This window comes from Streptomyces changchenzhani (assembly GCF_039766235.1).
Classification (GTDB): domain Bacteria; phylum Actinomycetota; class Actinomycetes; order Streptomycetales; family Streptomycetaceae; genus Streptomyces.
In genome coordinates, this window is record NZ_JBDHNH010000004.1 from 71,826 (window position 1) to 92,223 (window position 20,398).

Consider the following 20,398-nt stretch of genomic DNA (forward strand, 5'->3'; position numbering starts at 1 on the left):
CTGATTTTTTGAACATGTTCAAGTCCACGCTGACCCTATGGCCTTTTTTGAACGCGTTCAAGTAGCGGTGTTCCCGGGGGTGCGGCAAACAATGGGACACGCGATACCTCCACGCGACACCTCGGGGTCAACAGGCGGGAGATCCTGGTGCGCTCACCCACAGGCCGGTACGCGCTGACCGCGGCGGCCCTCACTGTCGGACTCGTCGCCGCGGGCTGTGCTGGCAGCGACGGCAAGGACGTCACCGGATCCCAGGACGTCCTGCTCCAGCCGGTCGCAGCTCAGGGCCCCGACCCGTTCACCAAATCGACGGCCAAGAGCGCCGCCGCGCTCCCCTCGGACGCGACCAGGAGCCCGAGCGTCACCGGCAGCCCGTCCGCCACGACGCAGGCGATGCGCAGCGTCTCGGGCGCCGAGCCCGGTCTGTACGGCGGTACGCATTCCGTCGCCAGCTGCGATGTCGACCAGCAGGTGCGCTTCCTCACCGCGGACCGGGCGAAAGGCCGGGCCTTCGCCCGCGTGAGCGGCATCGACCAGGGTGCCGTCGCCGGTTATCTGCGCGGCCTCACCCCGGTGCTCCTGCGGGCCGACTCGCGTGTGACGAACCACGGCTATCGCGACGGCTCCGCCACCAGCTTCCAGTCCGTACTGCAGGCAGGCACCGCCGTCCTCGTGGACAGTCACGGCGCGCCGCGCGTACGGTGCGCCTGCGGCAACCCGCTGCTGCCGCCGAAAGTCGCCGGGGGGACGGTGGCGCACCGGGGACAGCCGTGGTCCGGATACCGGCCCGGCCAGGTCGTCGTCATCAGGCCCGTGACGCAGGTGATCACCAATCTGGTCATCGTGAACATCGTCAACAACACCTGGATCGAGCGGAAGACGGGCGACGACGGCGACCGGGACAGGACACCCGACGTCACGCCCACGCCGACCGACTCCGGCTACGACCCGGATACCGGGAGTCCCGACCCGGACGACCCCGAAACCGAAACCGAAACCGAGTCCGACCCGGCGACGGAATCGGAGTCCGAGTCCGCATCGGAGAGCGCCGACGAGTCGAGTACGGACCCGGGCACAAGCACAAGCACCGACACCACCAGCACCGACACCCCCACTACCGGTACCGGTACCGGTACCACTACCGGTACCACCACCGACCCCGCCTCCCCGCCCTGTCCCTCCCTCAGCTCCCTCGCGCCGGGACGTCCCGCGACAGCGGTCCCGTCGGTCGTCCCGCCGGGCTGTCCGACGCCGCCCCCGCCGCCCACCGTGACCTCGTCCGCGCCGTCCGTCGATCAGCCCTGACCGGTCGAGGAATAAGGCGAATGGTGGCAGAGTGGCGGCATGGCTGATCGGGGAGTGCGTGCCCTGTCGCTTCCGGACGACTGGCCGGCCCACTCGGATCTGACCCTTTCCCTCAACCGGATGGGCAGCTTCGACTGGGACCTCGGCAGCGGGCTGATGCACATGGATCAGGCCGCGCTCGACGTCTTCGAGCTGCGCCGGGAGGAGTATCAGGGCCGCCCGGAGGACCTGGCCGCGCGGGTGCCGAGCGCCGAGGGCACCCGGCTGGACGCCATGGTCTCCGAAGCCCTCAAGAACGGCAGTACCACCTACGGCGCGTACTTCCGCATCCGCTGCCGGGACGGCTCCCTGCGCTGGACCCATACGCAGGGCTTCGTACGACGCGACAGCAGCGGCAGGCCGCACCGCATCATCGGCATCGTGCGCGACGCCACTCAGGAGCTCTCCGACACGAGCGCCCGGATCGAAGGGGACGACGCGCGGCGGCGCAGGACCAGCGTCGTGGAGAGCGCCACGGCGGCTCTGGCGCACGCGCGCACCGTGCGGGACGTCATCGACGTGCTCAACGACTCCCACGGCCTGGAGAACCTCGGCGCCACCAGCCTGGTGATGGGCCTGGTCGAGTCCGGGCGCATCCACCTCGTCGCCGAAGGGCCCGAGGGCTCCTTCGTGCCGGGCACCCGCTACACCCGGATCGACGAGCAGTACCCGATGAGCGAGGTGGTCCGCACCCTCGCGCCGCGCTTCATCGAGTCGCGCGAGGACTTCGCCGGTTCCTACCCGGTCCTGTGGCCGCACATCAGCCGCCTCGGCATCACTTCCGCGGCCTATCTGCCGCTGATCGCCCAGGCCCGCCCCATCGGCGCGCTCGGCCTGCTCTACAGCGACCGGGTCGGGTTCACCGCCGACGAACGCAATGTGCTGATCGCCCTCGGCAGCAGCATCGCGCAGAGCCTCCAGCGGGCGATGCTCTACGAGCAGGACAAGGACCTCGCGCAGGGGCTTCAGCAGGCCATGCTGCCGCGTCGGATACCCGCCGTCCCCAGGGCGCAGATTGCCGTCCGCTACCGGTCGGCCCGTCTCGGCCGCGACATAGGCGGCGACTGGTACGACGTGATCCTGCTGCCGGGCGGCCGGGTCGGCGCGGTCATCGGAGATGTGCAGGGCCACGACACCCACGCCGCCGCCGTCATGGGCCAGCTGCGCATTGTGCTGCGCGCGTACGCCGCCGAGGGCCACACCCCCGCCACCGTCATGGCCCGCGCCTCCGGTTTCCTCCACGAGCTGGACACCGAACGATTCGCCACCTGCACCTACGCCGAGGTGGACCTGACCACCGGAGTCGTCCAGCTGGTCCGGGCCGGGCACATCGACCCGATGGTGCGCCACACCGACGGATCCTGCCGCCGGGTGTCCGTCGAAGGCGGCCTGCCGCTGGGGCTCTCCGCTGAGTTCGGGCGGCTCGACTACCCGGTCACCACCATCGAGCTGGACCCCGGACAGACCCTGCTGCTGTGCACCGACGGTCTGGTGGAGCAGCCGGGCGCCGACCTCGACGACGGCATGCAGAAGCTGGCCGCGCTGGTCCGTACCGGCCCCAGCGACCTGCAGCAGCTGGCCGACCGGCTGTGCGAGGTGGTCGACGAGCGGGGCGGCGAGGACGATGTGGCGCTGCTGCTCCTGCGCCGCCGGGGCGTGGACGTACCGCAAGGCGGCGGGCGTCTTCAGCAGCATGTCGCGCAGAACGACCCGGAGGCGCTGAGTTCGGCGCGGCACATGATCCGTGCGGCGGTACGGGCCTGGGGTGCCGAGGAGCGCGAGGACGAGATCGAGCTGGCCGCCGGTGAGCTGATGACCAACGCGCTGATGCACACCGACGGCGGGGCGGTCGTCACGGCCCGGGTGCTGACCGGGGACCGGCGGCGCCTGCGCATCGAGGTGGAGGACACCTCCAGCGTGCTGCCGCGGCGCCGGGAGGCGGGGGAGTCCGGGGTCTCCGGGCGTGGACTGATGCTGGTGGATCTGCTGGCGGTCGGCTGGGGTGTGGAGTCGCGGGGCAGCGGCAAGTGTGTGTGGTGCGAATTTGACATCCCTGACCGGTTTGACCGGCAGGCCTGATCATACCGGACAGTAACTGTCCGTCATGTGAACGCACTTGACCGTAACCAACGTTCGGGATTGACTGCGCTCTTCCCTTGCACTTCCACCGCATCCGATGACGTGAGGGCTTCTTGAGCACCGAGCTTCTGGCACCTCTTGATCTGGCGTTCTGGCACCTCGAATCCACCGAACACCCCATGCACCTCGGCGCGCTCGCCCTGTTCGACGGCGGCGACCCGGCCGACACGAACCCGACCGCGATCGCGGAACTGCTCGCCCAGCGGGCCGCCGCCATCCCACGGCTGCGCATGCGCGTACGTGACGTCTGGCTGCCGGTGGGCGGCGCGGCCTGGGTCGCCGCCAAGGACTTCGACGTACGCCGCCATGTCCAGCAGATCCGGCTGCCCGAGGACGACCTCGCCGCCCACGCCGTCCACCACGCCGGGGAACTGATGGAGCGACCGCTCGAACGCGGCCTGCCGCCCTGGAAGATGTACGTCCTGGCCGGCGCCCCCGGCGGCCCCTTCGCCATCCTGGTCAAGCTTCACCACGCCCTGGCCGACGGCATGCGCGCGGTCAGCATCGGCGCGGGCATCTTCGACCAGATCGCCGGCGCCCGTGAGGCCGGCGCCGGGCGTGAGCGCACTGTGCCGCCCCGCTCCTGGCTGCCAGGACCCCGGCAGGCCGTCGGCTTCGCCCGCGACCGCATCGAGGAGCTGGGCCGGGCCGTCGGCATCGGCGCGTCCGTGATGCGGGCCGGACGCTTGGACCTGTGGGGCGCCAGCGCCCTCGCGGCGGGTTCCAGCGGCACGCGGCGGCTCGGCACCGCCGTGCTCGACCAGGGCGACGTACTGAAGGTGCGCAGGGTGGCCGGTGGCACGGCCAACGACGTGCTGCTCGCCGTCGTCGCCGGTGCGCTGCGCCGCTGGATGCTGGAGTGCGGCGAACCACTGCCCGGCACGGACCCGCGCGCCCTGGTGCCGGTCTCCCGGCGCCGCCCCGGCAGCCCCGCGGGCTCCGGCAACAAGCTCTCCGCCTACCTCCTGAGCCTGCCCGTGTCCGAACCCGATCCCTGGGCGCGGCTCACCGCGGTCCGCGCGGCCATGGACCGCAACAAGGCCGGCGGGCCGGGACGCGGCGCGGGCGCGGTCGCCGTACTGGCCGACCAACTGCCTTCGCTCGCCCACCGGTTCGGTGCCCCGCTCGCGGGCAGCGCGGCCCGGATACTCTTCGACGTCCTTGTCACGAGCGTGCCGCTGCCCCGCTCCACCCTCTCGCTGGGCGGCTGCCCGCTGCGCGAGATCTACCCGATGGCGCCCCTGGCCCGCGGCCAGTCCCTGGCCGTGGCGCTGTCGACGTACGGCGGACAGGTCCATGTCGGCCTCGTCGCCGACGCCAAGGCCGTGCCCGACCTGGACCCGCTGGCCCGTGGCATGTCCGACGAGCTGGCCGAGCTGCTGCGGGCCGCCGCGGCCTGAGGCACGCTGGAGGTATGCCTGAGCTGCCGGAGGTCGAAGCGCTGCGAGAGTTCCTTGACGGACAGCTGGTCCGCCGCGAGATCGGCCGGGTGTTCCCCGTCGCGATCAACGTCCTCAAGACATACGACCCGCCGCCCTCCGCACTCGAAGGCGCCACCGTCACGGCCGTGGACCGCCGCGGCAAGTTCCTCGACATCACCGCCGGGGACCTGCACCTGGTCACCCATCTGGCCCGCGCGGGCTGGCTGCGCTGGAAGGACGACCTGCCGACCGAGCCGCCCCGCCCGGGCAAGGGTCCGCTCGCGCTGCGCGTCGCACTGGACGGCGGCGCGGGCTTCGACCTCACCGAGGCGGGTACGAAGAAACGGCTCGCGGTGTACGTGGTGCGCGACCCGGCGCAGGTGCCCGGCATCGCAAGGCTGGGCCCCGACCCGCTCGCCGATGGCTTCGGCCGCGAGGAGTTCGCGGCGCTGCTCACCGGGGAACGCCGCCAGATCAAGGGCGCGCTGCGTGACCAGAGCCTGATCGCGGGGATCGGCAACGCGTACAGCGACGAGATCCTGCACGCCGCGGAGATGTCACCCTTCAAACCGACCGCGAACCTGACCGGGGCCGAGACCACGACGCTGTACGAGGCCTTGCGGACCACCCTGAAGGAGGCCGTCGAGCGCTCGCGCGGGGTCGCCGCGGGCCGGTTGAAGGCGGAGAAGAAGAGCGGGCTGAGAGTCCACGGCCGGGCCGGTGAGATCTGTCCTGTCTGCGGCGACACGATCCTTGAGGTGTCCTTCAGCGATTCCGCGCTGCAGTACTGCCCCACGTGCCAGACGGGCGGAAAGCCGCTCGCCGACCGGCGGATGTCGCGCCTGCTCAAGTAGGCCGGCGGATCGGGCCGGGCCGATCGGGCCGGTGCGGGGCCCGCCCTACGCGTAGATCTGCGCCCGGACCTGGGCCCAGGCCTAGGCAGTGTCTGATGGCTCTTTGATGAGGTCGCGGAGCCAGATGACGATGGCTGCGGTGGCCAGGGTGCCGTTGAAGATGTAGTCGCGTTTGTCGTACCGAGTGGCGACGGCCCGGTGTTGTTTCAGTTTGCCGATGGTGCGTTCGACGGTGTTGCGTCGGCGGTACTGGTCGCGGTCGAAGGCTGGTGGACGTCCGCCGGCCCGGCCGCGTCGGTGGCGGTTCGCGCGCTGGTCGTCGGGCTGCGAGATCGTTGCTTTGATCCCGCGTCTGCGCAGGTAGACGCGGTTGGCGCGGCTGGAGTACGCCTTGTCGCCGCGGGCCCGGTCCGGTCGGGTGCGGGGACGCCCGGTCCCGGTGCGGGGCACGTTCAGGGCGTGCATGAGCGGGATGAACATCGGGCTGTCCCCGCGCTGACCGGGCGAGGTCAGCCAGACCAGAGGCCGGCAGCGGTCGTCGGCCAGCAGGTGGATCTTGCTGGTCAGTCCGCCCCGGGAGCGTCCCAGGGCCTCACGCCCATCTTCGTCCACACGAATGCCGCCCCTTTTTCAGGATGGTCGGTCGGAGGAGTATGCCGGGCTCCAGCCGCGTGCTGGTGGGCCCGGCATGTCGTTGAGTCGACGTTCACCGCCCACTCGCCGTCTGTATCCAAAGCGGTGGCATCCGCGCCGGCCTGTAAGGCACGCAGGATCTTTGACCAGGTGCCGTCGGCCGACCAACGGCGGTGTCGCTCGTAGGCGGTCTGCCAGGTTCCGTAGCGTTCAGGCAGGTCACGCCAGGGAATCCCGGTCCGTGTCCGGTAGAACACACCGTTGACCACGGTGCGGTGATCGGCCCACCGTCCACCCGGCCCGCCGATTTCCGGCAGCAGCGGAGCTATCCGCTCCCACTGAGCATTTGTCAGTTCATGCCGACGCACCATGACCGACTCCTGCCCTGAACAGCGATAGATCCACCGCCCGGACAAGAGCCATCAGACACTGCCTAGGCCTTGATGGTGACCAGCCGCTTCCCGTCCAGTGTGCGGACCTCGAAGCGGTCGATCTCGTTCCCGCTCAGCGCTGCCCCACCCTCCGTGCGCAACGGCTCCTCGTGCCCCGCCACGCCCGGATTGCCGTAGCCCCCCGGAGGCACCGCCCAGGTGGTCACCGTCTGCTCCTCGCCGTCCTTGCCCACCGCGATCAGCTTGCAGGCCAACGGCCCGTCGACGCGGGCGAGTTCGAGCCCGACCCCCGACCCCCAGCCGCGTTCTCGCAGCGCCACGGTCGCCGAGACCCCGGTGGCCGAGTCGGTGGCGGCCAGCCGGCGCACCGCGCCACCCCCGTCACCGCCCCCACCCTGGAGCTGCAGGCCGAGCACCGCAGCGGGCCCGCCAATGATCAGGGCCGCCGCCGCCGCGACCAGCCGGATACGGCGTCTGCCACTGCGCCGCCGGGTCACCTCGACGCGGTCGAGCAGCCGGTCGAGCAGTTCGGGCACGGGCGGCTGGGGCAGGAGGACGCCGGGGCCCCCGCCGGGGTGGGCGAAGGTGGCCAGCATCGATTCGAGTCCGGCGAATTCGCTGAGCCGCACGGCACACATGGGACAGTCGGACAGGTGTTCCTCGAAGCGGAACGTATCTGCTGGATCCAGGACGCCGAGCGCGTACGCGCCGACGTCCTGATGCCGTTGCTTCGGACTCATGGGGCAATTCCTCGTGGGTCTCGCGCGATGCACGGGGCGTGATGGGTGGGTCTCCACCAGGTACGGACTTGACCCGGATTCTGCTCAGGGTGTGCGGTAATCCCACCGGATTCCCCACAGTCCGGACGTTCTTGTGGCCACGGGGCGGGGCCCGCACACTGGGCGGGTGACAGCCCGCGAGACGAACCCCGCATGACGGTGCCGTCGCCCTCGGGGGGCGCGCATGTCCGGTTGCAGCTGGGTGCGTACGTGCTGGACGCGTTGTCGCCGGGCGAGGACGCCGAGGTCGCGTTCCACCTCGGCCGGTGCGACGTGTGCCGCGCCGCCTACCTGGAAGTGGCCGACGCCCCCGCGCTGCTCGCCCTGTTCTCCGAGGACGACCTGGCGCCGGACCGCGACGAATGACACCCCCTAAACTCCGGGGCATGTTGCGTGCACTGGCTGTCGACGACGAACGACCGGCGCTGGAGGAACTCCTCTACCTGCTGCGCGCCGACCCCCGGGTGCGCAGCGCGGAAGGGGCCACCGACGCCACCGCGACACTGCGCCGGATCAACCGCGCGCTCGACTCGGGCCCGGACGGCGCGGACGCCATCGACGTCGTCTTCCTCGACATCCACATGGCCGGGCTCACCGGCCTCGACGTCGCCCGGCTGCTCGCCGGGTTCGCCAGGCCGCCGCACATTGTCTTCGTCACCGCCCACGAGGGCTTCGCCGTGCAGGCCTTCGACCTCAAGGCCGTCGACTACGTACTGAAGCCGGTCCGCAGGGAGCGCCTCGCCGAGGCCGTACGTCGCGTCTGCGACCAGGTCGAAGCGGCCTCCACCGCCGCGCAGCCCCCTGCGCCCGCCGCCGCCCTCGCACCGCAGACCGGCACCGCCGACCAGATCGCCGTTGAGCTGGGCGGAGTCACCCGCTTTGTCCCGATCGACGACATCGCGTACGTCGAGGCGCAGGGCGACTACGCCCGGCTGCACACGGGCGCGGGCAGCCACCTCGTCCGTATCCCGCTCTCCACCCTTGAGGAGCGCTGGGCCACCCGCGGATTCGTCCGCATACACCGTCGCCATCTGGTCGCCCTGAGCCGCATCGACGAACTGCGGCTGGACGCGGGGGCGACGACCGTACGGATCGGCGAGGCGGAACTCGCGGTCAGTCGCCGCCATGCCCGCGAACTCCGCGACCTGCTGATGCGGCAGGCACGCGGCTGATCTCCGGCCCTGTGCCTCCGGGGCTGCTGCCTGGGCTGTTGCGGGGCGGGGCGGGTCAGGGCTGGGTGCGGGTGCGGGTGGGCCGCTGCGCGGGGCTGTCCCCTCCCCGTCCCTTCCCGAAACTGGGGGCACGCCCCCAGACCCCCGGAGGCGGTGGTGTGCAGGGGCGTGCCCCCAGGCCCCGGGGGAGGCGGGGTGCGGGGGCACGCCGCCAGGCCCCCGACCGCTGATCGTTCCCGGCGTGCCGTTCGCCGCCGTACAACCGCCGCCCGGCGACCGGCCCCTCGAACGGGCCGTGCCGCCGTGCACCGCCCCCTAGGCTCGGCCGGGTCACTCGATCGCGGCGGAGGACGCGCCCACCCGAAGGAGCCCGGATGTCCGAACTCGACGCACTGCTGGCGGAACTCCGCAGCCTGCCGCCGACCCGGCCGTCCGATGCGCACGACCTCGAAAAGCTCCTGACCAAGGTGAAGAGCGCGGCCGGGCGCTGGGCCGATGTGCTCTACGAGGTGCAGGATTCCGCCCGGAGCCTTGCGGGGCCGCGTACCTCGGCCGCCCTGGAGACCGCCTGCCGCCGGGCCGAGGAGTCGTACGTCGAGCTGGAATTCGCGCTCGCCGACTGCGGCGGACCGGCAGGCCCCCGACCCTAGGGCCGGGGTTCGGCCTCAGGCCCTAGGGTCGGTAATCGTTGCTGCTTGAAGCTCTCTCCCGGCTGAAGAAGCCGGGAGATTCCCTCGTACCTTGCGATGACGGGTTTGACAGGCTATGCCTGTCCGACGACGACCCTCCCGGCCGCCGCGGCGAGTGCAAGACTCACCCACGTCATGCTGTACTTCAGCGACTCCAGTTCGGCTGTCGCTGAGGTCACCCAAGACCCTGGCGAACTCCGGCACCCCGCGCCAATTCGAGGATGGCCTCACCTCCGCGGCAAACGGCGGAGCACTGGCCAAGACCAAAGGTAGAGTCCACCGATGTCCGCTCAGCAGCCGCCCCGCCGCGAAGTCGTCACCGGAGTGCCCCGCGGTACCCGGCGGCCCCCGGGCCACGCCCCGGCCCGGTCCGAGATCACCGAGCAGACCACACTGGGTGCCACCTATGTGCGCTCACTCATGCGCAGCCAGCTGCGGACCGCGCTGATCTCCCTCGGCGCCCTGGCGCTGCTCGTCGGCTCCCTGCCGCTGCTGTTCGCGCTCCCGCAGGTCTTCACCGACTCCGACCTCCCCTCACCCGCACCCTTCGTGTGGGCCGTGCTCGGCATCGCCGTCTACCCGGTCATGTGGCTGATCGCGTTCTGGCAGGTCCGGCGCGCCGAGCGCAACGAGCGTGCTTTCAGCAAGCTCGTCGAAGGGCGCTGACCTCCTTGAACCAGGCGTACGCGGTGGCGGCCGTCACCGTCGTCGTGCTCGCCACCGTCCTCATCGGCGCGCTCGGCCTGCGCATATCGCGTACCACCTCGGACTTCTACGTCGCCTCCCGCAGCGTCAAGCCGGGCCTCAACGCCGCCGCGATCAGCGGCGAGTACCTCTCCGCAGCCTCCTTCCTCGGCGTCGCGGGCCTGGTCCTGCTCCAGGGCCCGGAGATGCTCTGGTACCCGGTCGGCTACACCGCCGGGTACCTCGTTCTGCTGGTGCTGGTCGCCGCCCCGCTGCGCCGTTCCGGCGCGTACACCCTTTCCGACTTCGCCGAGGCCCGGCTCGAATCCCCGCACGTCCGCAGGCTCGCGAGCCTCTTCGTCGTCGGCATCGGCTGGCTCTACCTGCTGCCGCAGCTCCAGGGCGCTGGCCTGACGCTGGAGATCCTCACCGGCGCGCCCGACTGGGTCGGCGGTCTCGTCGTCGCGGTCGTGGTGACCGGGACGGTGGCGGCCGGCGGGATGCGCAGCATCACCTTCGTCCAGGCCTTCCAGTACTGGCTCAAGCTCACCGCGCTGCTCGTTCCCGCGCTCTTCCTGGTCGTGGCCTGGCTGGGGGACGACGCACCGCGCGCCCGGTTCGACGAGCCCGCGACCTTCCGTGAGCACACCGCCGTACGGATCGACGACACGGTACGGATCGACCTGGCCGAGCCGCTGCGCGTCACCGTCAGCGGTCTGGTCGACAAGCGGCGGTACGAGAAGGAGCCGGTCTCCCTCGACGCGGGCCCCCACCGCATCGGCGCCGGCACGACCCTCGGCTTCCCCGCCCACGCGCAGGTCCCGGAGAAGGCCGCCACGCCGGGGGCGGGCGCTTCGAGCTGGTCCCAGCCGCTGTCCAGCAGCAGGGAGGAGCACCCGCTGTACGCGACGTACGGGCTGATCCTCGCCACCTTCCTCGGCACCATGGGGCTGCCGCACGTCGCCGTGCGCTTCTACACCAGCCCCAACGGCACCGCCGCCCGCCGTACCACCCTCGTGGTGCTCGGCCTGGTGGGCGCCTTCTACCTGCTGCCCCCCATCTACGGCGCGCTCGGCCGGATCTACGCCCCCGAGCTGTCCCTGACCGGGGAGGCGGACGCCGCCGTCCTGGTGCTCCCCGCGCGGCTCGTCGGCGGCGTCGGCGGCGAACTGCTCGGCGCGCTGCTCGCGGGCGGGGCCTTCGCGGCGTTCCTGTCCACCGCGTCCGGGCTGACCATGTCGGTCGCGGGCGTACTGACCCAGGACGTGCTGCCGGCCCGCGGCGTACGCCACTTCAGGCTCGCGACCGTTCTGGCCATGGCGGTGCCGTTGGCGCTGAGCATCGTGACAGTCAATGTGCCGGTGGCCGACGCGGTCGGGCTCGCCTTCGCCGTCTCCGCGTCCTCCTTCTGCCCGCTGCTGGTACTCGGCATCTGGTGGCGGGGGCTCACTCCGCCGGGCGCGATGGCCGGTCTTGTCGTCGGTGGCGGGGCCGCGCTGACCGCGGTGATGGTGACCAGGGCCGGGCTGTCCGCGAGCGGCTGGGCGCACACCCTGCTGGCCTGGCCCGCAGTCTGGTCGGTACCGCTCGGCTTCCTGACGATGGTGCTGGTGTCGCTGGCGACCCGCGACCGGATACCCGCCGGGACCGCCGCGACCCTGGCGCGGCTGCATCTGCCCGAGGACCTGATGGCGAAGGCCGGCCCCGGCCGACCGGGGGGAGTGGAACGATGACCGGGATGGAACTGGCGGCACTGGCCGCCGCGGGCGCCGTGCTCCTCGCCGTGGGCATCGCCCTGGGCCGGGTCACCGCCCGGCGCGGGCGCAGCGAGGACCTCGACCTCGGTACGCCCGTCGAGCGTGCCACTTTCCACACCCTGCACACCGCGTCGCTCGCCGCGCCGCCGCTGCGGGCCGGCCTCACCGAGGACACCGCCCGCAAGGCCGCCCGTCGGCTGCGTTCCCTGCTTGGCACCGAGGCACTGTGCCTCACCGACCGCGAGGCGCTCCTGGCCTGGGACGGGCCGGGCGGTGACCACCACGGGGAAGCGGTGATGCGCCAGGTCGGGCAGGTGCTGGAGTCCGGGCGCAGCCAGAGCGTGCGGACCGGCTGCGAGGACCTCCAGTGCCCGCTGCGCTGGGTGGTGATCGCGCCGCTGACCGGCGAGGAGGGGGTGCTCGGCGCACTGGTGGCGTACGGGTCACGGGAGTCGGCGGTCCTGGTCAGGGCCGCCACCGAGGTGGCCCGCTGGGTTTCCGTACAGCTGGAGCTGGCGGAGCTGGACCGTTCACGCACCCGGCTCATCGAGGCGGAGATCCGCGCCCTGCGCGCCCAGATCTCGCCGCACTTCATCTTCAACTCGCTTGCCGCCATAGCCTCGTTCGTCCGCACCGACCCCGAGCGCGCCCGTGAACTGCTTCTGGAGTTCGCCGACTTCACCCGCTACTCCTTCCGCAGGCACGGCGACTTCACCACCCTCGCCGACGAACTGCGGTGCATCGAGCAGTACTTGGCGCTGGCGGGTGCCCGCTTCGGGGACCGGCTCGCGGTGACACTGCAGGTCGCCCCGGAGGTCCTGCCGGTGGCGCTGCCCTTCCTGTGCCTTCAGCCGCTCGTCGAGAACGCGGTCAAGCACGGTCTTGAGGACTCCAGGGAAGCGTTCAAGGTGACCATCTCGGCCCAGGACGCGGGCGCCGAGGCGGTGGTCGTCATCGAGGACAACGGCGTCGGTATGGACCCGGCCCTGCTGCGGAGGATTCTCGCGGGTGAGCACACCGCGTCCTCCGGCATCGGTCTTTCCAACGTCGACGACCGGCTGCGCCAGGTGTACGGCGACGACTACGGCCTGGTCATCGAGACGGGCGCGGGCGCAGGTATGAAGATCACCCTGAGATTCCCCAAGTACCGGGCAGGAGTGCATTCCTCGACGCCCGCCGGGCGTGATCAGAAGAGGTGGATGGCGAGATGACCGAGCGGCAGTCCCAGCTGCCAGGCAGGGGTCCACACCTGTTCGCTCTCGTCCACGCCGAGATCCTCCGCCTGGTGCCAGGGCGTCGCGCCGCCGAGGTCGGTGGCGAGTAATTCGGTGGTGCTGAGCCACTGCCAGGAGGCCAGGGCGAGCTCCAGGTCCGGGTTTCCCGTGGTGAGTTCGTCGGCGCGGGCGGTGCGCTCCGCGATCCGCTCACGTACCCACTCCTCCCAGGGATGGCCGTACGTCGTGAGGGAAAGCCACTCGTCGAGGCCGGCCACGACCCGGATGCCGGACAGTTCGTCGGAGCTGTCGGACAGGTAGATGGTGAGCGCCAGCGTCTCCCGGCCGGCCCGGAACTCCAGCGTCCCGTGCGGAATCAGATTGCCCGTGCGGAGCACCTCGTCGGCGATGTACTCGGCGTACAGCCAAGCCATCGGTACCGCGAGCCTGCCTCCACTGGTGCCATTCGTACTTTCGGGCCGCACGGCTTCCCACCTTCTCCCAGTCCTAATCCGCATTTCGAGACATCTTCGAGCCTTCACTCTCACAGACGCACAGCGGGGTGTCTTTACTCAACTTGGCGCTCTGGTTTCGAATTCGGCCTGGTCTGCACGGGTGCTGGAGGGAAAACAGGGGGTCAGCGGTGCAGTTGGGACGTGCGAGCCTCAGGCGGTATCCAGACCGTAGCCCGGCAGAACTTTCTTCAACGCGCGCAGAGCGTAATACGTACGGGACTTGACGGTCCCCGCCGGGATGCCGAGAGCTTCGGATGCCTCCGCCACGGACCGGCCGCGGAAGTAGACCTGGGTCAGCACCTCGCGGTACTCGCCCCGCAGTGCCTTGACGGCCTCCCGCACATCGAGAGCGGTGACCGAACGCTCGGTGTGGTCGTCGCAGCCGGGTATCGAGGACTGCTCAAGAACGTCGGCGGTGACCTCGTGGGGCCGGGCCCGGCGGGCGCGCCGGGCGTCGATCGCGAGCCTGCGGCCCACGGTGAACAGCCAGGGGCGCATCGAGTCGTGGTCGCTCGCCAGCGCCTCGGGATGCTGCCAGGCCCGTACCAGCGTCTCCTGCAGCAGATCCTCCGCCCGCTGCCTGTCCCCGTAGGTGAGGCCGAGCAGGAAACCGTAGAGCGCCTTGCCGTGCTCACGCTGGAGATCGGCCAGCTCTCGTTCGTCGGTGTGCTGCTGCTGGAGGAGGGAGGAAGTCACCGTAAACGCTCCTTCGCGAGACCGGTTGGCCGTTGGCCGGACGGCCGCGAAGATATCCGCCACCTGGCGGGAATGCGGCGGTGCGGCGCCGCGCGGCCGAACGGGCGGCAGGGGCGTGCGGTGAGCGGTCGAACGGTGCGACGAGTGGCACGACGAACGGTCCCGTCACCGCGTCCGTCTTGACGTCCGTCACCGGGTCCGTCACCGCGTCCGACGCCGGGTCCTTCGCCGCGGCCCTTCATCGCGTCCGTTCCAGCGACCGCGGCGGCCCTGATCCTTGACATCGAGCCGACCCATGTATGGATTCATATATACGTATTAATCCTCATACGGAAGTCGGTTCCATGACGAAGCGCAAGCTGCAGGGCGCGGTTGCCGTGGCCGCCCTGCTCATCGGGAGTGTCACGGGCTGCGCCGGACAGCGGGCGGCGGCCCCCACGCCGGTCCCGCCCCAGGACTCCGAGCGCCCGGCGGCCCCCTCGGCCGCGGGCGGCGCGGCGTCCGCCGGGCGCGGCTTCACCCTCGTCGCCTCCGGGGACGTACTGCCGCACGCGTCGATCATCCGGCAGGCGAGCGCGGACGCGGGGGGCAACGGCTACGACTTCGCGCCCATGCTCGCCGGGGTCAAGCCCGTCGTCTCCCGGGCCGACCTGGCGATCTGTCATATGGAGACGGTGTACGGCGCCAAGGGCGGCCCGTACACCGGTTACCCCGACTTCAAGTCCCCTCCGCAGGTGGCCGAGGGGCTGCGCGCCACCGGCTACGACGCCTGCTCCACCGCGTCCAACCACACCCTGGACGCGGGCACCGAAGGCATCGACAGGACCCTGGCCGCGCTCGACAAGGCGGGCATCAAGCACGTGGGCTCGGCCCGTTCCGCGCCCGAGGCCCGGCGGCCCGCCCTGCTGGAGGCCGGCAGCGCCAAGGTCGCCCAGCTCGCGTACACCTACGGCACCAACGGCTACCCGCTGCCCAAGGGCCGGCCGTGGGCGGTGAATCTGATCGACGAGCGGAAGATCCTCGCCGACGCCCGGGCGGCCAGAAAGGCGGGCGCCGACGTCGTGGTGGTCTCGCTGCACTGGGGCACGGAGTGGCAGGACGCCCCCGACGGTCAGCAGCTGCGCCTCGGCAAGGCGCTCACCGCGTCGAAGACCGGCGGACGCCCCGACATTGACCTGATCCTCGGTACACACGCCCATGTCCCGCAGGCGTACGAGAAGGTGAACGGCACCTGGGTCATCTACGGCATGGGCGACCAGATCGCAGGCTCAATGATCAACTACTCGGGTGAGAACGACGCGCGGGGCAACCAGGGCACCCTCGGCCGCTTCACCTTCGCGCCGCCCGCCCGGCCCGGAGAGCGCTGGGTGGTGAAGAAGGCGGAGTTCATCCCGCAGTGGTTCGACACCGAGGAGGGCCGGGCGGTGATCCTCAACGCCGCGATGTCCCGCGGCGCCGACTACAAGGGCGTACGCGACCGTATCCGCAATGTCGTCCTCAGCCGCGGCGCGGCCAAGGACGGCCTGCTCATGGGCGAGTAGCCCGCTTTCGCGCCATGGGGCGTTGTGCGGCAGCGCTTCGCCGGCTCCGACTCGCGGTACGGGTACGCCGAAGTGGATGAAGAAGACGACTCGACTCGCGGACTGAGGAGCTCGCGCGGTTCGCGGTGTACCCGGTTTACGGTACGACCGTGACGGGCCAGCGTCCGGCCTTCACCAGCCGCAACGCCACCGAACCGATGAACCGGTGGCCCGCCGACTCCGACGCCCCGACGACCACCGCGTCCGCCTTGAGTTCGTCGGCGGCGGTGACCAGGCCGTTGTACGGGTCGCCGCGGAAGGTGTGGAACTCCCAGCGGACCTCGAAGGTGTCCTTCACCCGGTGCGCCGCCGTGCGGATCTCGGTCATCAGCTCCTCGGCGATCTCCTCGGTGGTCCCGGCGACCGGCACTCCGAGCGCGGCCCCGGCCGCCATCACCGGCTGGACGTACACCAGGGCGAGGAGCGCGTTCTGCCGCCGGGCGAGGCCTGCCGCGTATGCCACCGCGCGCATCGAGGAGTCGGATCCGTCCAGGCCGGCGACGATCACCTTGGGCCCGTCGGTGCCGCGCTCGAACTGGTGTCCTCGCTGATCTGTCACAGCATCGAGGCTATCGGGCCCGACAGGCGCCGCGGCGGCCCCCTCCCTGGAGTACGCGATGCCGCCGACCGGGGGTCTGGGTGTCGGACCAGGGGCCTGGGTGTCGGCGGAGACCGGCTCGTCATGTTCCGTACCGGGCAGACCGTCGGGGGAAACGCTGCCGTTCCTGCTGGTGCGCCGTCAGTGAAGCGCACATTGGCTCGTCCCATCGGGTACTTCGTGGCCCGTTGCCGGTGTTGATCAGCCACTTGGGCCTGCCGCCGTGCGAGCTATTGGTCATGAAAAGGGATCAGATCCTGCCGGGGCGCCGGGCCATGCTGCGGTTCACCGCCTGTCTGGGAGCCGCCACCGTCCTGCGGGGGCTGAACACGGACCCGGCGCAGACCCCCGGACGCTTCCCCGCGGGAGGTCCGCCCCCGGCGGCCGGCCCCCAGGCGAGCACCCCCGTGAAGTCCTCGGCGTACCGGCTGCAGCCCATGACGGCGAACGCCCCGCCCTCCTTCCGGCCCGCGCGGCCCCCGGTGCGACGGCGGCCGTTCCTGCGGATGCCGGAGCTGGGCCACGCCATGGTGCTGACCTTCGACGACGGGCCCGACCCGCGCTACACCCCGGACATCCTGCGCACGCTGCGGCGCTACGACGTGCGGGCGATGTTCTTCGTGTGCGGGGAGATGGCCGTCCACCACGGGGACCTGCTGCGTGAGATGGCCGCCGACGGGCATGTCGTCGGCAACCACACCTGGTCCCATCCGCTGATCCCGAGCCTGTCGCGGGCCGGGATCCGCGATCAGCTGGGTGGCACCAGCGAGGTCATCGAAAAGGCCCTGGGCGACGCTCCGACCTGGTACCGCGCCCCGTACGGAGCCTGGAACCGGGCCTCCTTCCAGATCGGCGCGGAGCTCGGCATGGAGCCGCTCGGCTGGACCGTGGACACCCTGGACTGGAAGGAGCCGGGCACCGGCACCATCATCCGCAGGGTGCGGGGCGGGGCGGGGCCCGGTGTGGTGGTGCTCTCGCACGACGCGGGCGGCAACCGGGGGCAGAGCGTGGTGGCGCTGCGCACGTATCTGCCGGAGCTGCTCGACGCGGGGTACCGGATCACGGTGCCGAGCTCCGTGCCACGGGGGATGCCCCGGGCCTGAGGCGGGGGATCCGGTACGGCGGCCGTGCTCGTCAGCGGGTGGCGACCAGCCTGGCGAAGACGACGACGTTCCCGGCGTAGCCGCCCGCCTTGGAGTAGCCGCCGCCGCAGGTGAGGACCCGCAGCTCCGGTTGCCCGGTGTCGCCGTACACCCGGGCGCCCGGGAACTGCTCCTTGGAGAAGACCTCGACGCCGTAGACCTCGAAGACAGCCACACTGCCGTCGTAGCGGGTCACCTCGATGCGGTGACCCTTCTTGAGCGAGCCGAGCCCGAAGAAGACCGCGGGCCCGGCGGCGTTGTCGACATGGCCGACGATGATCGAGGTGCCCTGCTGGCCCGGGGAGATGCCGTTCTGGTACCAGCCGGCCAGGTTTGGGTCCTGCGGCGGCGGTGCGTCGATCCACCCGTTCGCGTCGAGGCCCACATCCACGACGGAGGCGTCGACCCGAATGTCGGGCAGGCGCACCCGTGCGGCAGGGGCAAACGGCAGCGGCTCGACGACGGCGCGCGGCGCGGCGGCGACCGCGGTGGTGTCGGCCCGACTGTCCAGGGCCGCGGCGGACGCGGGCTGCGGTGGGCCGAGCGACACATCGACGCCGTTTCGCATCAGCGCGAGGCCGGTGAGCATCACGAGGGCAACGGCTCCCCACGGCGAGCGTCTCCTCGGCGCGGAGCCGCTGTACTCCTGGCCCATGGTGCTCCCTTCGTCGCGTCTCTAGGGACGCTATGCGCGGGGCCCGGGGGCGGCGAGACGTGGAGGGCGAACGGGTGGTGCGGGAGCCCGCAGTGACCCATCCGGGTAGCTCATCGTACAAACTATCTGGCGGTCTGTGACCTGCGGGTCCGTCAGATTCGGACCCGTTGCACCGGCGTGTCGCCTCACCGGGGTGGACCAGTCCCGAAATGCGGTATTTGCGGGGTCCGGTGAGTGTTCGTCATGGGAGGCGTTCTCGTCGATCTTCCCGGGGCACCGCTCCGGGGCGTCGTCCCATGGAGGTTTTACGATGCGTACTTCACGCGCCTTTGCGGTGACTGCGGCGGCTTGTGCGGCCGTCGCTCTCGCTGCTCCCACGGCCGCCGCGACCAACGGCCCGAGCAATGTCACCGTCAACCCGTACTCGGTCCACCAGGGCAGCACGATGCAGGTCAGCGCCGCCGGGTGCGGTCACGGCGGCATGGTCACGTCCAACGCCTTCCCCCAGGCGCACCTGTCGGCGGGCGCCACCGGGTACGCCACCGCGAGGATCAAGCACAACGCCACGCCGGGCCACTACAACCTGGCCGTCAAGTGCAGCGACAACTCGATGGTCTCCACCCACCAGTTCACCGTGCTCGCGGGGCGTGGCGCGCAGGGTGGTCTGGGTGGATCGGTCGGCCCGTCCGACACCGAGATGCTGGCCGGCGCAGGCCTGGTCGCCACGGCGGCCCTCGGCGGCAGCCTGTTCATCGCGCGCCGCCGTCGCCTGAACGGTGCGGGCATCTGATCGCGCCCGGTACCGCGCCACCCGCCATAACGCCCGTCGCCCCGAATCCTGGTCCGGATTCGGGGCGACGGGCGTGTGGGGCGGGTTCGACTTCAGTGCTTCCGGCTGCCGCTGCGACGGCGCACCACGTAGATGGTGGCACCGGCGGCCACGGCGACCATCGCCGCACCGGCGGCGATCTCCTTGGCGTCCATTCCGCTGACACTGCCACCGAGACCGCCGGTGGCGGGGCCGGTCGGGGTGGTCGTGGGGGTGATGGGGGTGATGGGGATGATGGTGGAGCTGGTGGTCGGGGCGCCGCCGGCGATCGTGAGATCAGCGGTGCTCGTCACGCCGTTGCAGGTGAACGTCACCGTGTACACGGCGCCGGGCCTGGCGTCCGTGAAGACGGTGGCCGCTCTGGTCGTTCCCGTGGGGATGGACGTGGTGTCGAACACCCCCGAGTCGGCGCTGGCGGTTACGGCGCAGCCGGGCACAGCCAGCGTGACCTGCCCGCCCGCCGCGATGGTGGAGGGAGTGACGGTGCCGACCGGCGCCACCGCGGCCGCGGCCTTGTGACCGTCGGCCGAGGCGGCGGGAGCGGTGAGCGAGAGAGCGGCAATGCCGAGCGCGGCGGCGGATGCGAGACGTATCGCGCGCATGGTCAATCCTCCGGGTCCCCGAGGAGCAGCGGCGGAACTTATATCCACACATAGCGGGAAATGCACCTCGATACCCGGAACGCTAGGAGCGGTGGCGCCGACGCGCGATCACAGTCGCGCGAATGGGGCATCGATGTCCCCCACTCGGCTCACCGTGACGGCTCCCGTCTACTCCTCCGGTGGGAAGAAGAGCCTGAAGAGCCAGTCGGGCAGCAGGTCGGCCTCGGTGATGGGTGGACCGTATTCGAACCCGTGCCTGCCCTCGTGCTCCAGGGGCAGCCCGCAGCACTCGGCGGCGATGGTGCCCTCCAGGAAAGAGGCCGGGCAGCGGGGCAGTACGAGCGTCTCGCGCAGCGGGCCGTATTCGTCCTGGGACGACCAGCGGGTCCAGAGATTCTGGGGCGGCACTTCGCTCGTGCCCCTGATTCCCTGCGTGTACGCGTGGTGCAGACCGGCGTGACCGGCTTGGAGCGAGCAGTACAGCGCGGATTCGACCTCGAAGCCGCCGCCCTCGATGCGATGCAGCTCGGCGAGCTCGCTGTCGAGAAACAACACCCTTGCTGGGCAAGAGATTTGGAACACGGACATGAGGAACCCCTCCCCTTGCGGACCGCACCAGTCTGCCGCGTCGGGAGGGTGTTTTCAGGGTGTTCGACTGCTATTCGGGTAGTCATGGGCACCTCATGGGCACCTCCTGGGCGCC

General features: G+C 71.0%; 21 protein-coding genes. 13 read left to right on the forward strand and 8 right to left on the reverse strand.

Going from position 1 to position 20,398, the window contains the following annotated elements:
- Positions 1-147: 147 nt before the first annotated feature.
- From ABCR94_RS14610 to ABCR94_RS14625, 4 genes are all read left to right on the forward strand, one after another.
- Positions 148-1,305: a DUF6777 domain-containing protein gene (locus tag ABCR94_RS14610; protein ID WP_347119712.1), complete on the forward strand. Its 1,158-nt coding sequence runs from the start codon at positions 148-150 to the stop codon at positions 1,303-1,305.
- Positions 1,306-1,344: 39 nt separating this feature from the next.
- Positions 1,345-3,423, forward strand: a complete 2,079-nt coding sequence (locus ABCR94_RS14615) for a SpoIIE family protein phosphatase (protein ID WP_347119713.1) — start codon at positions 1,345-1,347, stop codon at positions 3,421-3,423.
- A gap of 113 nt (positions 3,424-3,536) precedes the next feature.
- Positions 3,537-4,883, forward strand: coding sequence for a wax ester/triacylglycerol synthase family O-acyltransferase (locus tag ABCR94_RS14620; RefSeq protein WP_347119714.1), 1,347 nt, complete (start codon positions 3,537-3,539; stop codon positions 4,881-4,883).
- 14 nt (positions 4,884-4,897) lie between these two features.
- On the forward strand, positions 4,898-5,758 hold the full coding sequence (locus ABCR94_RS14625; RefSeq protein WP_347119715.1) for an Fpg/Nei family DNA glycosylase: 861 nt from the start codon (positions 4,898-4,900) through the stop codon (positions 5,756-5,758).
- Between the two features lie 81 nt (positions 5,759-5,839).
- Here the strand turns inward: ABCR94_RS14625 and ABCR94_RS14630 are convergent.
- Together ABCR94_RS14630 and ABCR94_RS14635 are read right to left on the reverse strand one after the other, a co-directional pair.
- Positions 5,840-6,762, reverse strand: a protein-coding gene (locus tag ABCR94_RS14630; protein WP_521976869.1) for an IS5 family transposase whose coding sequence is annotated in 2 segments (ribosomal slippage) — positions 5,840-6,373 and positions 6,376-6,762 — 921 coding nt in all. Because the reading frame shifts where the segments join, the coding sequence is not laid out codon by codon here.
- 62 nt (positions 6,763-6,824) lie between these two features.
- Positions 6,825-7,523, reverse strand: coding sequence for an anti-sigma factor family protein (locus tag ABCR94_RS14635; protein ID WP_347119716.1), 699 nt, complete (start codon positions 7,521-7,523; stop codon positions 6,825-6,827).
- A 192-nt stretch (positions 7,524-7,715) separates the two neighbouring features.
- On the opposite strand from ABCR94_RS14635, the gene ABCR94_RS14640 reads away from it, so the two are divergent.
- From ABCR94_RS14640 to ABCR94_RS14665, 6 genes are all read left to right on the forward strand, one after another.
- On the forward strand, positions 7,716-7,928 hold the full coding sequence (locus ABCR94_RS14640; protein ID WP_347119717.1) for a zf-HC2 domain-containing protein: 213 nt from the start codon (positions 7,716-7,718) through the stop codon (positions 7,926-7,928).
- A gap of 20 nt (positions 7,929-7,948) precedes the next feature.
- Positions 7,949-8,734 carry a LytR/AlgR family response regulator transcription factor gene (locus ABCR94_RS14645; RefSeq protein ID WP_347119718.1) on the forward strand — a complete coding sequence of 262 codons (786 nt, stop codon included), beginning with the start codon at positions 7,949-7,951 and terminating at the stop codon, positions 8,732-8,734.
- 374 nt (positions 8,735-9,108) lie between these two features.
- Positions 9,109-9,384, forward strand: a complete 276-nt coding sequence (locus ABCR94_RS14650; RefSeq protein WP_347119719.1) for a hypothetical protein — start codon at positions 9,109-9,111, stop codon at positions 9,382-9,384.
- A gap of 321 nt (positions 9,385-9,705) precedes the next feature.
- Positions 9,706-10,089, forward strand: a complete 384-nt coding sequence (locus ABCR94_RS14655; RefSeq protein WP_347119720.1) for a hypothetical protein — start codon at positions 9,706-9,708, stop codon at positions 10,087-10,089.
- 5 nt (positions 10,090-10,094) lie between these two features.
- The gene (locus ABCR94_RS14660; protein WP_347119721.1) at positions 10,095-11,840 is read left to right on the forward strand and encodes a sodium/solute symporter; all 1,746 of its coding nucleotides are present in this window, start codon (positions 10,095-10,097) and stop codon (positions 11,838-11,840) included.
- The gene (locus tag ABCR94_RS14665; RefSeq protein WP_347119722.1) at positions 11,837-13,075 is read left to right on the forward strand and encodes a histidine kinase; all 1,239 of its coding nucleotides are present in this window, start codon (positions 11,837-11,839) and stop codon (positions 13,073-13,075) included. Before ABCR94_RS14660 ends, ABCR94_RS14665 begins: the two co-directional genes overlap by 4 nt.
- Here the strand turns inward: ABCR94_RS14665 and ABCR94_RS14670 are convergent.
- Together ABCR94_RS14670 and ABCR94_RS14675 are read right to left on the reverse strand one after the other, a co-directional pair.
- On the reverse strand, positions 13,051-13,596 hold the full coding sequence (locus ABCR94_RS14670) for a hypothetical protein (protein ID WP_347119724.1): 546 nt from the start codon (positions 13,594-13,596) through the stop codon (positions 13,051-13,053). The genes ABCR94_RS14665 and ABCR94_RS14670 overlap by 25 nt on opposite strands.
- 147 nt (positions 13,597-13,743) lie before the next feature.
- On the reverse strand, positions 13,744-14,289 hold the full coding sequence (locus ABCR94_RS14675) for a sigma-70 family RNA polymerase sigma factor (protein WP_347119725.1): 546 nt from the start codon (positions 14,287-14,289) through the stop codon (positions 13,744-13,746).
- Positions 14,290-14,633: 344 nt separating this feature from the next.
- Here ABCR94_RS14675 and ABCR94_RS14680 point away from each other — a divergent pair, with 344 nt between their 5' ends.
- On the forward strand, positions 14,634-15,830 hold the full coding sequence (locus ABCR94_RS14680; protein WP_347119726.1) for a CapA family protein: 1,197 nt from the start codon (positions 14,634-14,636) through the stop codon (positions 15,828-15,830).
- A gap of 136 nt (positions 15,831-15,966) precedes the next feature.
- Here the strand turns inward: ABCR94_RS14680 and ABCR94_RS14685 are convergent, their stop codons facing one another.
- Complete coding sequence (locus ABCR94_RS14685) at positions 15,967-16,428, reverse strand: universal stress protein (protein WP_347119727.1); 462 nt, start codon at positions 16,426-16,428, stop codon at positions 15,967-15,969.
- Positions 16,429-16,706: 278 nt separating this feature from the next.
- On the opposite strand from ABCR94_RS14685, the gene ABCR94_RS14690 reads away from it, so the two are divergent.
- The gene (locus ABCR94_RS14690; RefSeq protein ID WP_347119728.1) at positions 16,707-17,570 is read left to right on the forward strand and encodes a polysaccharide deacetylase family protein; all 864 of its coding nucleotides are present in this window, start codon (positions 16,707-16,709) and stop codon (positions 17,568-17,570) included.
- Positions 17,571-17,601: 31 nt separating this feature from the next.
- Here the strand turns inward: ABCR94_RS14690 and ABCR94_RS14695 are convergent, their stop codons facing one another.
- The gene (locus tag ABCR94_RS14695) at positions 17,602-18,264 is read right to left on the reverse strand and encodes a class F sortase (protein WP_347119729.1); all 663 of its coding nucleotides are present in this window, start codon (positions 18,262-18,264) and stop codon (positions 17,602-17,604) included.
- 310 nt (positions 18,265-18,574) lie between these two features.
- Between ABCR94_RS14695 and ABCR94_RS14700 the strand changes: the two genes are divergently transcribed.
- Positions 18,575-19,054 carry a hypothetical protein gene (locus ABCR94_RS14700; protein WP_347119730.1) on the forward strand — a complete coding sequence of 160 codons (480 nt, stop codon included), beginning with the start codon at positions 18,575-18,577 and terminating at the stop codon, positions 19,052-19,054.
- 92 nt (positions 19,055-19,146) lie between these two features.
- Here the strand turns inward: ABCR94_RS14700 and ABCR94_RS14705 are convergent, their stop codons facing one another.
- The gene (locus ABCR94_RS14705; protein ID WP_347119731.1) at positions 19,147-19,695 is read right to left on the reverse strand and encodes a hypothetical protein; all 549 of its coding nucleotides are present in this window, start codon (positions 19,693-19,695) and stop codon (positions 19,147-19,149) included.
- A gap of 168 nt (positions 19,696-19,863) precedes the next feature.
- On the reverse strand, positions 19,864-20,250 hold the full coding sequence (locus ABCR94_RS14710) for a hypothetical protein (protein WP_347119732.1): 387 nt from the start codon (positions 20,248-20,250) through the stop codon (positions 19,864-19,866).
- Positions 20,251-20,398: the final 148 nt, after the last annotated feature.

Coding starts and splice junctions, on each gene's coding strand:
- ABCR94_RS14615 (WP_347119713.1), top strand. CDS start 1,345: ATGGCTGATCGGGGAGTGCGTGCCCTGTCGCTTCCGGACGACTGGCCG.
- ABCR94_RS14625 (WP_347119715.1), top strand. CDS start 4,898: ATGCCTGAGCTGCCGGAGGTCGAAGCGCTGCGAGAGTTCCTTGACGGA.
- ABCR94_RS14635 (WP_347119716.1), bottom strand. CDS start 7,523: ATGAGTCCGAAGCAACGGCATCAGGACGTCGGCGCGTACGCGCTCGGC.
- ABCR94_RS14640 (WP_347119717.1), top strand. CDS start 7,716: ATGACGGTGCCGTCGCCCTCGGGGGGCGCGCATGTCCGGTTGCAGCTG.
- ABCR94_RS14645 (WP_347119718.1), top strand. CDS start 7,949: ATGTTGCGTGCACTGGCTGTCGACGACGAACGACCGGCGCTGGAGGAA.
- ABCR94_RS14650 (WP_347119719.1), top strand. CDS start 9,109: ATGTCCGAACTCGACGCACTGCTGGCGGAACTCCGCAGCCTGCCGCCG.
- ABCR94_RS14655 (WP_347119720.1), top strand. CDS start 9,706: ATGTCCGCTCAGCAGCCGCCCCGCCGCGAAGTCGTCACCGGAGTGCCC.
- ABCR94_RS14665 (WP_347119722.1), top strand. CDS start 11,837: ATGACCGGGATGGAACTGGCGGCACTGGCCGCCGCGGGCGCCGTGCTC.
- ABCR94_RS14670 (WP_347119724.1), bottom strand. CDS start 13,596: ATGCGGATTAGGACTGGGAGAAGGTGGGAAGCCGTGCGGCCCGAAAGT.
- ABCR94_RS14680 (WP_347119726.1), top strand. CDS start 14,634: ATGACGAAGCGCAAGCTGCAGGGCGCGGTTGCCGTGGCCGCCCTGCTC.
- ABCR94_RS14690 (WP_347119728.1), top strand. CDS start 16,707: ATGAAAAGGGATCAGATCCTGCCGGGGCGCCGGGCCATGCTGCGGTTC.
- ABCR94_RS14695 (WP_347119729.1), bottom strand. CDS start 18,264: ATGGGCCAGGAGTACAGCGGCTCCGCGCCGAGGAGACGCTCGCCGTGG.
- ABCR94_RS14700 (WP_347119730.1), top strand. CDS start 18,575: ATGCGTACTTCACGCGCCTTTGCGGTGACTGCGGCGGCTTGTGCGGCC.
- ABCR94_RS14705 (WP_347119731.1), bottom strand. CDS start 19,695: ATGCGCGCGATACGTCTCGCATCCGCCGCCGCGCTCGGCATTGCCGCT.